The organism is Hydrogenimonas urashimensis, assembly GCF_016593255.1.
In the GTDB taxonomy this organism is placed as follows: domain Bacteria; phylum Campylobacterota; class Campylobacteria; order Campylobacterales; family Hydrogenimonadaceae; genus Hydrogenimonas; species Hydrogenimonas urashimensis.
In genome coordinates this window covers 547,459-560,679 of the sequence record NZ_AP023212.1, presented here as the reverse complement: position 1 = coordinate 560,679, position 13,221 = coordinate 547,459, and the positions used below count along the sequence as shown (strand labels likewise).

16 protein-coding genes are annotated in these 13,221 nt (G+C 53.6%); 10 read left to right on the top strand and 6 right to left on the bottom strand.

All coding sequences use genetic code 11. The features are described from left to right. The first annotated feature begins 36 nt into the window (after nt 1-36). The 7 genes from pyrH (at nt 37) to JMG82_RS02775 (ending at nt 7,393) form a co-directional block, all read left to right on the top strand. Nucleotides 37-747 carry a UMP kinase gene (pyrH, locus tag JMG82_RS02805; protein ID WP_201353423.1) on the top strand — a complete coding sequence of 237 codons (711 nt, stop codon included), beginning with the start codon at nt 37-39 and terminating at the stop codon, nt 745-747. Nucleotides 748-782: 35 nt separating this feature from the next. Further along, nucleotides 783-995, top strand: coding sequence for a DNA-directed RNA polymerase subunit omega (locus tag JMG82_RS02800; protein ID WP_201353422.1), 213 nt, complete (start codon nt 783-785; stop codon nt 993-995). A gap of 8 nt (nt 996-1,003) precedes the next feature. Beyond that, nucleotides 1,004-3,169: a RelA/SpoT family protein gene (locus JMG82_RS02795; RefSeq protein WP_201353421.1), complete on the top strand. Its 2,166-nt coding sequence runs from the start codon at nt 1,004-1,006 to the stop codon at nt 3,167-3,169. Between the two features lie 8 nt (nt 3,170-3,177). Further along, a complete protein-coding gene (gene tyrS, locus JMG82_RS02790) occupies nt 3,178-4,377 on the top strand; it encodes a tyrosine--tRNA ligase (protein ID WP_201353420.1) in 1,200 nt (399 codons plus the stop codon). Continuing rightward, nucleotides 4,377-5,468: a nitronate monooxygenase gene (locus tag JMG82_RS02785; protein ID WP_201353419.1), complete on the top strand. Its 1,092-nt coding sequence runs from the start codon at nt 4,377-4,379 to the stop codon at nt 5,466-5,468. Before tyrS ends, JMG82_RS02785 begins: the two co-directional genes overlap by 1 nt. 156 nt (nt 5,469-5,624) lie before the next feature. Next, the gene (locus JMG82_RS02780) at nt 5,625-6,956 is read left to right on the top strand and encodes an N-acetylmuramoyl-L-alanine amidase (protein ID WP_201353418.1); all 1,332 of its coding nucleotides are present in this window, start codon (nt 5,625-5,627) and stop codon (nt 6,954-6,956) included. Then, entirely contained in the window at nt 6,956-7,393 is a 438-nt protein-coding gene (locus JMG82_RS02775) for an META domain-containing protein (protein ID WP_201353417.1), read from the top strand. Before JMG82_RS02780 ends, JMG82_RS02775 begins: the two co-directional genes overlap by 1 nt. A gap of 32 nt (nt 7,394-7,425) precedes the next feature. Here JMG82_RS02775 and ppa read toward each other — a convergent pair whose 3' ends face one another. Then, nucleotides 7,426-7,944: an inorganic diphosphatase gene (ppa, locus tag JMG82_RS02770; RefSeq protein ID WP_201353416.1), complete on the bottom strand. Its 519-nt coding sequence runs from the start codon at nt 7,942-7,944 to the stop codon at nt 7,426-7,428. A gap of 235 nt (nt 7,945-8,179) precedes the next feature. On the opposite strand from ppa, the gene JMG82_RS02765 reads away from it, so the two are divergent. Genes JMG82_RS02765 through JMG82_RS02755 form a run of 3 tightly spaced genes read left to right on the top strand, consistent with a single transcriptional unit; the run spans nt 8,180 to nt 9,591 of the window. Beyond that, nucleotides 8,180-9,016, top strand: a complete 837-nt coding sequence (locus JMG82_RS02765) for an HAD family hydrolase (RefSeq protein ID WP_201353415.1) — start codon at nt 8,180-8,182, stop codon at nt 9,014-9,016. Continuing rightward, nucleotides 9,006-9,311 carry a hypothetical protein gene (locus JMG82_RS02760; RefSeq protein ID WP_201353414.1) on the top strand — a complete coding sequence of 102 codons (306 nt, stop codon included), beginning with the start codon at nt 9,006-9,008 and terminating at the stop codon, nt 9,309-9,311. Before JMG82_RS02765 ends, JMG82_RS02760 begins: the two co-directional genes overlap by 11 nt. A 19-nt stretch (nt 9,312-9,330) precedes the next feature. After that, a complete protein-coding gene (locus JMG82_RS02755) occupies nt 9,331-9,591 on the top strand; it encodes a hypothetical protein (protein WP_201353413.1) in 261 nt (86 codons plus the stop codon). On the opposite strand, the gene JMG82_RS02750 is transcribed toward JMG82_RS02755, so the two are convergent. From JMG82_RS02750 to aspS, 5 genes are read right to left on the bottom strand one after another with little or no spacing between them, the layout of a single operon-like run. Then, complete coding sequence (locus tag JMG82_RS02750) at nt 9,588-9,863, bottom strand: DUF503 family protein (RefSeq protein WP_201353412.1); 276 nt, start codon at nt 9,861-9,863, stop codon at nt 9,588-9,590. The two genes, JMG82_RS02755 and JMG82_RS02750, sit on opposite strands and share 4 nt — an antisense overlap. After that, nucleotides 9,832-10,602, bottom strand: a complete 771-nt coding sequence (locus JMG82_RS02745; protein ID WP_201353411.1) for a competence/damage-inducible protein A — start codon at nt 10,600-10,602, stop codon at nt 9,832-9,834. Before JMG82_RS02745 ends, JMG82_RS02750 begins: the two co-directional genes overlap by 32 nt. A 36-nt stretch (nt 10,603-10,638) precedes the next feature. Further along, nucleotides 10,639-11,211, bottom strand: coding sequence for an adenylate kinase (locus tag JMG82_RS02740; RefSeq protein WP_201353410.1), 573 nt, complete (start codon nt 11,209-11,211; stop codon nt 10,639-10,641). Then, nucleotides 11,208-11,459, bottom strand: coding sequence for a FeoA family protein (locus JMG82_RS02735; RefSeq protein WP_201353409.1), 252 nt, complete (start codon nt 11,457-11,459; stop codon nt 11,208-11,210). Before JMG82_RS02735 ends, JMG82_RS02740 begins: the two co-directional genes overlap by 4 nt. Then, entirely contained in the window at nt 11,446-13,215 is a 1,770-nt protein-coding gene (gene aspS, locus JMG82_RS02730; protein ID WP_201353408.1) for an aspartate--tRNA ligase, read from the bottom strand. The genes JMG82_RS02735 and aspS overlap by 14 nt, the downstream gene beginning before the upstream one ends. Nucleotides 13,216-13,221 lie beyond the last annotated feature (6 nt).

Sequence of the window (13,221 nt, the reverse complement as noted above, 5' to 3'; positions counted from 1 at the left end):
GGATAAAATCCAACCACTTTTAAAAGGAGCGTGCAGATGGCGAAACAGCGGGTACTGGTGAAGTTTTCCGGGGAAGCTCTGTCGGGTGAGAGCGGCTACGGCGTTGATACATCGATTCTGAAATTCATCGCCGAAGAGATCAAACAGCTCGCGGACAGCGGCATCGAAGTGGGTGTGGTGATCGGCGGAGGCAATATCATCCGCGGCGTGACGGCAGCCAAAGACGGCATCATCAAGCGCACGAGCGGCGATTATATGGGAATGCTCGCAACAGTCATCAATGCCGTGGCGATGCAGGAGGCTCTCGAGTATCTGGGACTTCGCGTACGGGTCCAGAGCGCCATCAAGATGGAGCAGATCTGTGAAACGTTCATCGTCCGCCGTGCGATACGCCACCTGGAAAAAGGGCGCATCGTCATCTTCGCGGCGGGCACGGGCAATCCCTTCTTCACGACCGACACGGCGGCGACACTCCGCGCGATAGAGATCGGTGCGGACATGATCGTCAAGGCGACCAAGGTAGACGGTGTCTACGACAAGGACCCCGCCAAATATCCCGATGCGAAGAAACTGCCGGAACTCACCTACGACGAGGCACTGGCGGACAATATCCGGGTGATGGACGACACATCGATCGCCCTGGCGAAAGAGAACAGACTGCCTATCGTCGTGTGCGACATGTTCAAAAAAGGCAATCTTCTTGCCATTATGCAGGGCGATTACGAAAAATGTTCGATCGTCAAATAACATCCGTCAAATAATTTTTTAGGAGCAAAGATACCATGAGACTCGAAAAAGTAGCGGCGAAAGCCCTTGAAAAAGCCAACTTCAACCGATACCTTCTTTCAGCTGCCGTCTCCAAGCGAGCCAACGAATTGGCGGCGGGTGCGGAACCGCTGGTCAACATGGATCCGAAAAAACACAAGTTTTCGGATATCGCCATCACAGAGATCGCCGAAGGCCTTGTCAAGATAGAGGGTATGCAGCAGAGCTAGGGACCCGAATGAATCCGGCCCTCGAGCCCCTTGTCAATATCGTTCGCACGATCAAAACGGTCGACGTGGCGGAAGAGATTTTCTGGGATACGGTGGAACCGACCGACCGTATCAGGGAAGCCCTCGAATTCGCCAAAGAGGCGCATATCGATCAGAAGAGAAAAAGCGGCGAGCCCTACATCATCCATCCGATCATTGTCGCCGCGATCACCGCGACGGTCAGTTCCGACGAGACGATGGTGGTGACGGCCCTTCTGCACGATGTTGTCGAGGATACCCCCTATACGATCGAGGATATCAAGTTCCGGTTCGGCGAAGATGTCTCCTATCTCGTCGAGGGATTGACGAAGATCGTCGAGATACGCGAATCGGAACTGATCCCTTCCTCATCCGACGAAAAACTGGTGACCTCCGCTCTCAGTTTCCGGAAAATGCTCATCTGTTCGATCGAAGATGTGCGGGTTTTGATCATCAAACTCTGCGACCGTCTGCACAACATGCTCACGCTTGATGCTCTTTCGAAGGAGAAACAGCATCGTATCGCCGAGGAGACACTGGTGGTCTATGCTCCCATCGCCCACCGCCTCGGTATCTCCGCACTGAAAAACAGACTCGAGGACTTGAGCTTCTACTACCTCTTTCCCAAAGAGTATGCGAAGATCGACGCTTTCATCACGTCGCACAGCCAGGATTTCCAGATAAAACTCAACACTTTCATCTCGAAGGTCAAAACCCAGATGGTGCGCAGCGGTTTCAAGGCGGACAGCTTCGAGATATTCGGCCGTGTCAAACACTACTACTCGATCTATCTGAAAATGCAGCGCAAAGGAATATCGATCGACGAGATTCTCGATCTGCTTGCGGTGCGGATTCTGGTCGAGAGGCCGATCGACTGTTACCGTTCGCTGGGGACACTTCATCTGCATTTCAAACCGCTGATCGCGCGTTTCAAAGATTATGTGGCCCTCCCCAAGGAGAACGGCTATCAGACCCTCCATACGACGGTTTTTGACGACACCTCGATCATCGAAGCGCAGATTCGAACCTACGAAATGCACAAGAAAGCCGAATTCGGCATCGCGGCCCACTGGAAATACAAGATGGAGGAGGATATCTCCGTCAATGTGGAGTGGTTGAAAAATCTCCAGTATCAGAACGAGTCGATCGAAGAGTTCTACGAACTTGTCAAAAACGATCTTTACAGTGAGGATATCAGTGTCTTCACCCCTGCGGGGGACCAGATTTCACTGCCGAGGGGCGCGACGGTGCTGGACTTCGCCTACGCGGTTCACACACAAGTCGGCGAGACCGCCACATCGGCGCTGGTCAACAAACGGGCGGCATCGCTACTGACGGAGCTTAAAAACGGGGATCTTGTCAGAATCATCACGGCGGATCATCCAATCTACCACTGTACCTGGATCGATGCAGTCAAAACATCCCGGGCCAAAAGCCACATGCGGACGCGATGCAACAAGCGGCGCAAACAGATCGATCGCATGAGCGCCGTCAATATCCTGATGGCCACGCTCAATCTCCTGCCTTACGAAGTGGAGGAGTGGATAAAGCAGCAGTCGCTGGAGGATCAGATCTATCTGGTGGCGCGTGATTTGAAATTCTATAAAGAGGTGCTTCACAAATTTGTCGAAAGCCGCAAAGAGAAGTCGATCCTGCCTACGATTTTCCAGCTGCCGCCCAAAAGGATCAAACGGTACAAATTCGAAAATTTCGTCATTCATGCCACCGAGAGCGTCAACAGTGTCGAATTCGACTACTGCTGCCATCCCAAAAGAAACGATCCGATCGTCGCTTTCCGATTCGGGAACAAGGCGATCGTTCATCACAAATTCTGCGAAAAGGCCTACAGCTGGATCCAGAAACATACGGCGATGCTGTTCGTGGAGTGGAGCGAAAGCAAAATGATGCGCTATCGCATCCTGGTGACACTGAAAGACGAAAAAGGGGCTCTGGCCAAACTACTCGCTTTCCTGGCGAAGATCGATACGAATGTCATTTCGATCAAACTGGGCGACGGAATGGCCCAGAGCAATCTGTGCGAACTGGTCGTCGAGAGCAGGGAGTACGACAGGAATCGTCTCAAAACACTTTTGGAGAGGCGTTTCAAAGTGATCGAAATGGTCAACCTGACCGACGCCTACAAACAATTACCATAAGGAACGATATGATAGAAGAAGCTTTGAACGAAATCAGACGCGGCGCTGCCGAAATCATTACGGACGAGCAGATCGAGAACCTGCTCAAACGCTACTATGAGACGGGCGAACCCTATTATGTCAAAGCGGGGTTCGACCCCACGGCTCCCGACCTTCACCTGGGCCACACGGTGCTTCTGCAAAAATTGGCGACATTCCAGAAGTACGGCGGGATCGTCCAGTTTCTGATCGGCGATTTCACCGGAATGATCGGCGATCCGACGGGAAAGAGCCAGACCCGCAAAAAACTGACACAGGAAGAGGTCCGAGAAAATGCGAAAAGCTACGAAGCGCAGGTATTCAAAATTCTGGATCCCGAAAAGACGATCGTGGTCTTCAACAGCGAGTGGCTCGGGAAACTGACCAGCTACGAGATGATCGAGCTCGCGTCCAAGCGGACCGTCGCCCGGATGCTCGAGCGCGACGATTTCGAAAAACGGTTCCGAAGCGGACAGGACATCTCCCTCTATGAATTTTTCTATCCTCTCTTTCAGGGGTACGACAGCGTGGTGCTAAAAAGCGATATCGAGATCGGAGGAACCGATCAGAAGTTCAACCTACTGATGGGACGCCACCTGCAGCGGGCCTACGGCGTGGGCAAGGAGCAGGTGGTTATGATGATGCCGATCCTCGAGGGTCTCGACGGCGTGCAGAAGATGAGCAAATCGCTGGGCAACTTCATCGGCGTGGCGGAAGATCCCAACACGATGTTCGCCAAAGTGATGAGCATCAGCGACGAATTGATGTGGCGCTACTATGAACTGCTGAGCGGGCGATCCTTGAAAGAGATCGCACGGATGAAAGAGGATGTCGCCGCCGGAAAGCTCCATCCAAAACGGGCCAAAGAGATGCTGGCCGAAGAGATCGTCGAGCGATTCCACGACAAAGAGGCGGCCCTGGCGGCATGCGAAGAGTTCAACAAGGTTTTCAAACAGAAGAATCTGCCGACCGACATGCCCGAACATGAGATTGAAGGACCCATCTGGATCGCCAAGGCGCTGGTCGAGGCGAAGTTGGAGCCGTCGACCTCCCAGGCCAGACGCGATCTTCAAGCGGGAGCCGTGCGCATCGACCAGCAGAAAGTGACCGACAAAGACTTGCAATTGGAGGCGGGAGATTATATACTTCAGGTAGGAAAAAAGAAATTTGCGAAAGTGAAGGTGAAGTAGTGGAGCTCAAACCTGTCAAAATCGGAAAATACAGGCTGAAATACCCGATTATCCAGGGCGGCATGGGGGTCGGGATCAGCTGGGACCAGCTCGCCGGCCATGTAAGTCTGGAGGGCGGCCTCGGTGTCATCAGCAGTGTCGGGACGGGCTATTACAACAACAAGGCCTACGCCGACAAACTCGTTTCGGACCGTCCTCTCGAAACCGACAACTTCTATTCGAAAAAAGCGCTTTTCAAAATTTTCGAAAACGCACGGAAAATATGCGCGGACGCACCGTTGGCATGCAACGTGCTCTACGCCATCAACGATTACGGACGGGTCGTGGAAGATGCCTGTGCGGCGGGTGCGGACATCATCATCACCGGGGCGGGGCTTCCGACCAATATGCCCGAATTCACGGCCGACTATCCCGATGTGGCGCTGGTACCCATCGTCTCTTCCCCCAAAGCGCTGCGTCTGATATGCCGACGGTGGGAGAAGCGTTACGGCAAAATCCCCGACGCGGTGATTCTGGAAGGGCCTTTGAGCGGCGGGCATCAGGGCTTCACCTACGAGCAGTGCCTGATGGAGGAGTATCAACTGGAAAATCTTATCGGCCCTGTCGTCGAAGAGGCGGAAAGGTGGGGTGGAATACCTGTCTTTGCAGCCGGAGGCATCTGGGACAAAAACGACATTGTCCGCTGCATCGAACTGGGCGCGGCCGGTGTCCAGATGGGTACCCGTTTCATCGGGACCCACGAGTGCGATGCCCACCAGAATTTCAAAGAGGTGCTCCTCAACGCCAAAAAAGAGGATATTCTGCTGCTCAAATCACCGGTCGGTTATCCGGCACGGGGCGTTCGAACCAATCTCATCAATCTTGTCGACAGGCGGGAAGGGCCCGCCATCAAATGCATCAGCAACTGCGTCGCGCCGTGCAAACGCGGTGTCGAGGCGAAGCAGGTGGGCTACTGCATCGCCGACCGCCTGAGTGACGCCTACATGGGTGACAAAGAGCTGGGGCTCTTCTTTTCCGGTGCCAATGGATACCGCCTGAACGAACTGATCAGTGTCAAAGAGTTGATGCAAAAACTGGTGTACGGAGAGTAGACCATAAAAAGAGCGCTGCTTCTTCTGGTACTTTTCGGTACCCTCTCTCTTTTTGCCGCCGGCTATGCGGACCGGCTCGAAACGGCGCGCAAGGCGATCGAGGCGAGTACGAAATCGACCGTCTGGAAAGGGTACCACGACTACCAGTCCCTCTACATGAAAGGACTTCTGGAAGGGGACAGAGCACTTCAGGCCGCTGCGCTCAAAGGGCTCATCAAAGCCTCGAAAAGACTCGGACTCGATCCGACTCGGTACCAAAACGCACTGGCGGCGATTGAGCCGGCCGCCCGAAAAGATCGGGAGGCGAAAGGAAAAAAAAGCCCAAAAGCCCGATCGCCCGAGACTTCCGGCGAAAAAGAGACAAAAACTCTCACTCTGGCCGAATCGAAAGTGCGAGGCAAAACGTTGACACTCCGTTTTTCCGATACGATCGGAAAAAAGAGGATCAGAGAGTTCGTACTCAAACGCAAAAAATCGATCCTCTACGTTTTCGATATCTACCGTGTCCGTCTTCCCTATGCGATCAAACGAATCCGAGGCGAGGGATTCAAAGAGATCCGCATCGCCCAGTACGATCCCAAGAGAGTTCGTCTCGTTATCGAAACGACGAAATCCTACAGGCCGGAATTCACCGTGACGGGAAAGGTGATGAAAATCTCTCTGCCGGACTTTAAAAAGCGAAAAAAAAGTATCCAAAAGCGGGTTCCATCGAAAAAAGAGAGCGGCAAACCGAAAAAGAAGATCCTTTCGAAAACCTCCGAACCTCCTTCAAACAATTCTTACAACGCCACACTCAGAAAGTACCGAGTCGTGATCGACCCCGGGCATGGAGGTAAAGACGGCGGAGCGGTGGGCTATCAGCGGAGAAAGGAAAAGGACGCCGTCCTTGCGGTCGCGAAACGGCTCAAGAAAGTGTTGCAAAAACGGGGGTTCAATGTCTTTCTCACACGGGAAAAGGATATTTTCATTCCGCTCAAAAAACGCACGCGGATGGCCAACAGGAAACAGGCCGACTTCTTCATTTCGATCCACGCCAATGCGGCCGCCAGAAAGCGCAATTACCTGAAAAACAGGGGGATCGAAACCTATTACCTCTCGCCGGCGAGAACCGAACGTGCCAAACGGGTGGCCGCGATCGAAAACAGTGCCGAGGTCAAAAACATCGACCGCTACACGAAGGATGCGGTGCTTAGCATGCTCAACAGGGAAAAGATTATCGAATCCAACAAACTGGCCATCGACCTGCAGAGACAGATGCTCACATCCTTGAGAAAGAAATACAGACATGTGGTCGACAACGGGGTGCGAAAAGGGCCGTTTTGGGTACTTGTCGGCGCGCAGATGCCGGCGGTACTGATCGAGATAGGGTATATCACGAATCCGACGGAAGCCCGCAGAATTTTCAACCCCTATTACCAGAAACTGCTGGCAGAAGGTATCGCCAACGGGATTGAAAGTTACATCTATCACAAAAACGGGGGTCGATAATGCTGAAAAAGATCGTTCTGGCGGGGGTGGCTTTCATCTATTTCTCCGGATGTGCCACACAACCGCGGCCACCTTCGCAAGTCAAAAAGGAAACGGCCTTCGTCATCGAAGGGCGCAAATGGCGGTTGATGAGCTTCGGCAACCATCGCATGAAGGTGCCCCAAAGGGCGTGGATTCTGCTTGAAAAGGGACGGTATCAGGGTTTTGCCGGATGCAACGGGCTGAGCGGGACCTATGAAATGAGGGGGAAAAACATACGCTTTACGATGGATCCCTCGACGCAGATGGCGTGTGTCGACATGCGTGGCGAAACCGCATTCAAAAAACGCTTGCTCCAGGTGGACCGGTACGAAATGAAAGATGGAATGCTTCTCTTTTCAGGCGGTAAAGAGAGAGTTCTGGTATTCGTGCCCTCTCGTCAGCGAAAGGGTGAGTAGGCGCTCCGGGGGTATCCCGAAGCCGTACTTTTCTATTTGTAGTTCTTGATGGAGGCTTCAAGAAGGCGCGTCGCCTCTTCCTTGCCTTTGAAATCTTTCACTTTGACCCATTTGTTGGGCTCAAGCATCTTGTAGGTTTCGAAGAAGTTTTTGATCTTGTTGAGCGTAGCTTTGGGAAGATCCTCGTAGCTTTGGATCGAATCGTAGGTCGGATCGATTTTCGTTACCGGTACGGCCAGAAGTTTTTCGTCCATGCCCGCCTCGTCTTCCATGATCAACACGCCGATAAGCCGGCATTTGATCACGGACCCGGCCTGGACCGGGTAGTCGTTGAGTACCAGAATATCGATGGGATCGCCGTCGTCCGCCAGTGTGTTGGGCACGAATCCGTAGTTGGCCGGATAGAACATGGCGGAGTAGAGGACGCGGTCCACGACGACGGCGCCACTCTCTTTGTCGAGTTCGTATTTGATGTTCGAACCGTAGGGAATTTCGATCAGCGCATGCACCTTGTCGGGGCATTCACCGCTTCCGATTTTTTCAATATCCATTTTTTTCTCCTGAAGAAATTAGTGACTGACGAAAAATTTTAGCGCAATGTGATTGAAAATCAAATCAAAAAATGTAAGCGGAGTATGCTAAAATTCCGCATCGATATAAAATGAAAGAGATTATGGGATTACGACCGGATATTGCAAAAATGCGCGATTTGAAAAAACCAGCGAGGCAGAAAAACCGCCGAGTCCATCCGGATACGGGTTGTAATATCGGTGAAGGAGAGAAAAGATGCAACACTTCTACCTGACCGATCTTGACAAAACTTTTCTGCGCAGCGACCTGAGCATCTCCGACTACAGCCGCCGCGTATGGAACGCATCCGTTAAGCGGGGAGCGAAGCTCTCGGTCGCCACGGCCCGCAGTTACACCGGCGTCATGAAACTTCTCAAAGGGCTTCGTCTCGAAGAGCCGCTGATACTTCTAGATGGCGTCGTGATCGCCTCTTCGGACGGGAAGATTCTTCATGTGAGCGCCCTGGAGAGGGAGCTTGCCGACGATATCATCGCCACGGCACACAAAGCGGCAGGAATCTATCCGCTGCTGGTGGGCATGGAAAGGGATGATACCGAACGATTTGTCTATCCGAAAAAGAGAAACCGCTATCTCAAAGAACTTCTTGAAACCTTTCACAACGACCGCCGTCTCGTCGATGCCGATCCGCTGCGGGCGATGGAGAGAAATCTCAAAATCGTCTTTCTCGAAAACGGCGAAGTGACGGCGTACCTGCAGAGTGTTCTGAAAGAGAAATTCGCAGATGAGATCGAGATCAAACGCTCCAAAGATCCCTACATCGACTGCTGGTTCATGACCGTGTTGCATGCCGAAGGGGACAAAGCCCACGCCCTGACTCGACTGGAGGCGATGGAAGGGGTGGACAGGGCCCATACGACGGTCTTCGGTGACAGCCACAACGATCTGGGGCTTTTCGCCGCGGCCGGTCGGAAAATCGCCGTCGCCAATGCCATCGAGGAAGTCAAAGCCGCCGCCGACATCATTCTGCCCTGGACGAACGATGAAGATGCGGTTGCGAAGTTTATCGAAAAGGAGGTTCTGAATGTTTCGTAGCAATGGTGCCAAGATACTCTTTTTCAACGTTGCAGCCGCCCTGGTCGCCCTGGCCGGCTACCTGCTCCATGCCACCGACAATCTCCACCCCGTTGTCCGATACTTTTTCTATCCGCTCTACGGATACGTGATGCTCTCTTTTATCACGGCGGCCATCGGCATCGTCATGGGCATGCTGGAAAAGGAGCGGGGAATGGAGCCGGCGAAGTATGGCGTGTGGGGCAACGCTCTTTATATCGTCGTTCTGCTGGCCGCACTGGCCGGAATCTGGATGGCACACCACCCACAATCTTGAATAGCGAAAGGAAAAAATCATGAGCCACAGACACAAAGCCAAAATCGAAAAGGTGTTCGAACATCCCATCTCTTCCAATATCGATGTCAAAAAACTGGTTTCGGCATTGGAACACTACGGTATGCAGGTCGAAACGACCAAGAAACACAAAGTGAAACTCTTCTACCGGGAGAGGGAATTTGTCCTGAACCTCCCCCACGGCGATCATCTCACGAAGGATGAGACGGTGCGCCTGCGCCATTTCCTCGAAGAGGTGGAGCTGACTCCCGACAGGCTCTAGAGCGATTCGTAGGTTATTTCGGCATGGATGTCGGGGTAGCGGCTCTCGAGCATCGCCTCGATCTTTTCGATCTTCTGCCTCGCCTGCTGTTCGTCGGGGGAGAGAAAGGCGATGCCGATTTCCCCCTCTTTGGGATACTCTCCGGAGAGATCGAGTACGGAGCAGTTCATCCGCGCGAGCCGCTCCTTGATGGAGTTGAGAACGGCACGGCGTCCTTTCTTCGATTCGGCAAAAGGAAGCTCAAGCCTGAGTACGGCATATGTCAAGGTCATTGTGCCGGTCCCCTTCGATCCACCCGATCCCTTTTTCGTTCATGAACTCTATGAACTTTTTGTACCATGAGTCGATTTTTCCGCCGTCCTTTCCGCTGAGACTGATGACAGCGATACGTCTGCTGCCGCAGAATGCGGGGAGGGAAGAGAGCGTTACGTCGTCCGGAACCTTCTGCATCATCTCTATCAGATCGTTTTCGCTGACCAGGGCCGTGAAGGTTCTGCGCACCATAGGCTTTGCATCGGGCAGGAGTCTCTCGAGTGCCTGGCGGATCATCGGGTGGGCCATTTTGGGAAACCCCGGCACGAAGAAGAAACGGCTCTCGAGACTGAATCCTGGGACGTTGTTGACGGGATTGTCAAGGAGATTCGCCCCCCTTGGAAGCTCCGCCATGTGGATGCGATGGGGGAACGCGTCCTTGCCGAACTGATCGAGGATACGCCGTTTCGCCTCTTCGTGAACTTCAAGAGGGCTGCTAGTGAAAACATCCGCGGCGATCTGTCGCGTCAGATCGTCGGGTGTCGACCCGATGCCGCCGAAGCTGAACATGACACTTTCGGGATCGCTTTTGACAAGCTCGAACGCTTTGGCGATCAAAGAGCGGTCATCTTCGAGGATGAAAGAGGCATAGAGGGTTTCACCCCGTTTGAGGAGCTCTTCCGTAAGAAAGTCGAAATGTTTGTCACGCCTGCGCCGGTTGAGGATTTCGGTGCCGATTATGACTTGATAGAAATGCATGCACGCCTTTTGAGAGAAACGGCATAAAGCCGTTTCCTATATTTTGCTCTTGATGAACTTCTCCATCTCGTCGACGATCTCTTCGATGCTTCGTTCGCCGTTGATGACGTGAAGCAGCCCTTTTTCTTTGTAGAATTTGCGAATCTCCTCGATCGGTTCCCTGTAGACTTTCATGCGGTTTTTGAAAACCTCTTCGTTGTCGTCAGCACCCCGGGCGCGTCCCAGTACGCGCTCTTTGGCGACCTCTTCGCTGACATCGACTTCGATGACCGCTTCGAGTTTGACGTCGGGCTCTTCTGCCAGGATCTTGTCGAGCGCCTTCATCTGTTCGACACTCCGCGGGAATCCGTCAATCAGGATGACCGGCTTGTCGCTTCGCTTGATGGCACTGACGATTGTGTCGATGACGATTTCGAGGGGAACGAGATTGCCTTTGCTGATATAGCTGTCGATCGTGGCACCCAGGACCGAGCCGCTGGCGACTTCGGCACGCAGCAGGTCACCGGTGGAGTAATGGGCGATGGTGTCGGGGTTGTTGGCGGCGATGATCTCCGCGTCGGTCGTTTTTCCGCTTCCGGGTGCGCCGATGATAAGAAAGAGTTTTTTCATGAGGTTCTCCTGAATTTGATTGGTGTGATGGGTTTGACGATGATCTTCTCTGCCTGGCCCCGGCAGAGCGCGACATCGATATTTTCGTTTTTGATCTCGATGGGGCCGAGAAAGGCTTTCGATTTGATCTCCACGATGTCGCCGATCCGGATGCCGAGGGCATCGAGGCGGCTCTTGAACGTGTCGCAGCCTCCCTCAAATCCCCTGATTTTGACGAGATCGCCGGTTTTCGCTTCACTCAGACGCATCGGTCTTCGGCTGTTTCCTGATCCGGATACCGAGTTCTTTCAACTGGGCATCGTCCACCGGACTCGGCGCATGGGTCAGGAGGCAGGTCGCACTCTGGGTTTTCGGGAAGGCGATGACGTCGCGAATGCTCTCTTTTTTTCCAAGAAGCATCATGATGCGGTCAAAACCCATGGCGAATCCCCCGTGCGGAGGGGCACCGAACTTGAGTGCGTCGAGGAGGAAACCGAATTTCTCCTGCGCCTCCTCTTCGCCGATACCCAGCATTTTAAACACTTTTTGCTGAATATCAAGTTTATGGATACGGATGGAACCGCCACCGAGTTCGACACCGTTCAAAACCACGTCGTAGGCGATGGAATCGATCGCCTCGATATCCTCTTCGTCGATGTTTTTTGGCATCGTGAACGGGTGGTGCAGCGCTTTGAGGTGAAGCTCCCCCTCTTCGAGTTCGAACATCGGGAAATCGACGACCCAGACGAATTCGAAACGGTTTTCGTCGATCATTCCCATGCGATGGGCCACTTCCGTGCGCAGGCGCCCCATGTAGTCCCAGACCGTCTTTCTGTCGCCGGCACCGAAGAAGACGATGTCGCCCACCTGAAGGTCGAGGCGGGATTTCATCGTTTCGATCGCCTCGTCGCCGAGGAATTTGAGAATGGGCCCTTTGAGACCCTCCTCCTTGACCTGGATGTAGGCCAGGCCTTTGGCACCGAATTTTCCGACAAAACTTTCGAGCTCCTTGATCATTTTTCGGGAGAAGAATGTGTCGCCGCCGGGCACTTTCAGTGCCTTGATGCGATTGAGCTTTTTGTACTGCGCGATTTCGGCGAAGATGGGACTCTCACACTTTTCAAAAAGGTCGATGACATCGACGAGCGGCAGACCGAAGCGGAGGTCGGGGCGGTCGTTGCCGTACTTCTCCATCGATTCGTGATAGGTGATGCGGTTGAAAGGGGTCTGGATTTCGTGTCCGCAGGCTTCGAAGATCGCTTTGAGCAACTCCTCGGCCACTGCCATCACATCCTCCTGGGTGCAGAAGCTCATCTCCACGTCGATCTGGGTAAACTCCGGCTGGCGGTCGGCACGCAGGTCTTCGTCGCGGAAACATTTGGCGATCTGGAAATAGCGGTCGAAACCACTCACCATCAGCAGCTGTTTGAAAAGCTGGGGAGACTGGGGCAGGGCATAGAACTCCCCGTTGTGGACCCGGCTCGGCACGAGATAGTCGCGCGCGCCCTCGGGAGTCGACTTGGTCAGTATCGGGGTTTCGACTTCGAGAAACCCGAGCGAATCGAGGAGATTTCGTGCCGCGATGGCCGCTTTGGAGCGCATCCTGAAGGTTTCGAACATCTCTTTTTGACGAAGATCGAGGTACCGGTATTTAAGTCGGATATCTTCGCCGACGTTGGGGTCGCCGAGGGTGAACGGCATCGGCTCGCTTCGGTTTTCGATCACGAGTTCGTCTACGACCACCTCGATCCGGCCCGTTGCAAGACGCGGGTTTTCCAGTCCCTCGCCCCGTCGGCGCACCGTGCCTTTCGCGATGAGAACGAATTCGTCACGGACGTGGGAAGCGGTTTTGTGGGCTTCGGCATTGTCGGCGGGGTCGCAGACGAGCTGGATCAGCCCCGTTTTGTCGCGCAGGTCGATAAAGATGACACCGCCGTGGTCACGGTAGCTGTTGACCCAGCCGGCAAGTTCGACGCGTTTGCCGATGTCGGTTTCATTCAGATCGGTACAGTAGTGAGTTCTCAAATCAAA

Excerpts from the sequence above, each read along its gene's own strand:
- pyrH (WP_201353423.1), top strand. The coding sequence starts at position 37 with ATGGCGAAACAGCGGGTACTGGTGAAGTTTTCCGGGGAAGCTCTGTCG.
- JMG82_RS02800 (WP_201353422.1), top strand. The coding sequence starts at position 783 with ATGAGACTCGAAAAAGTAGCGGCGAAAGCCCTTGAAAAAGCCAACTTC.
- JMG82_RS02795 (WP_201353421.1), top strand. The coding sequence starts at position 1,004 with ATGAATCCGGCCCTCGAGCCCCTTGTCAATATCGTTCGCACGATCAAA.
- tyrS (WP_201353420.1), top strand. The coding sequence starts at position 3,178 with ATGATAGAAGAAGCTTTGAACGAAATCAGACGCGGCGCTGCCGAAATC.
- JMG82_RS02780 (WP_201353418.1), top strand. The coding sequence starts at position 5,625 with ATGAAAGGACTTCTGGAAGGGGACAGAGCACTTCAGGCCGCTGCGCTC.
- JMG82_RS02775 (WP_201353417.1), top strand. The coding sequence starts at position 6,956 with ATGCTGAAAAAGATCGTTCTGGCGGGGGTGGCTTTCATCTATTTCTCC.
- ppa (WP_201353416.1), bottom strand. The coding sequence starts at position 7,944 with ATGGATATTGAAAAAATCGGAAGCGGTGAATGCCCCGACAAGGTGCAT.
- JMG82_RS02765 (WP_201353415.1), top strand. The coding sequence starts at position 8,180 with ATGCAACACTTCTACCTGACCGATCTTGACAAAACTTTTCTGCGCAGC.
- JMG82_RS02760 (WP_201353414.1), top strand. The coding sequence starts at position 9,006 with ATGTTTCGTAGCAATGGTGCCAAGATACTCTTTTTCAACGTTGCAGCC.
- JMG82_RS02755 (WP_201353413.1), top strand. The coding sequence starts at position 9,331 with ATGAGCCACAGACACAAAGCCAAAATCGAAAAGGTGTTCGAACATCCC.
- JMG82_RS02750 (WP_201353412.1), bottom strand. The coding sequence starts at position 9,863 with ATGACCTTGACATATGCCGTACTCAGGCTTGAGCTTCCTTTTGCCGAA.
- JMG82_RS02745 (WP_201353411.1), bottom strand. The coding sequence starts at position 10,602 with ATGCATTTCTATCAAGTCATAATCGGCACCGAAATCCTCAACCGGCGC.
- JMG82_RS02740 (WP_201353410.1), bottom strand. The coding sequence starts at position 11,211 with ATGAAAAAACTCTTTCTTATCATCGGCGCACCCGGAAGCGGAAAAACG.
- JMG82_RS02735 (WP_201353409.1), bottom strand. The coding sequence starts at position 11,459 with ATGCGTCTGAGTGAAGCGAAAACCGGCGATCTCGTCAAAATCAGGGGA.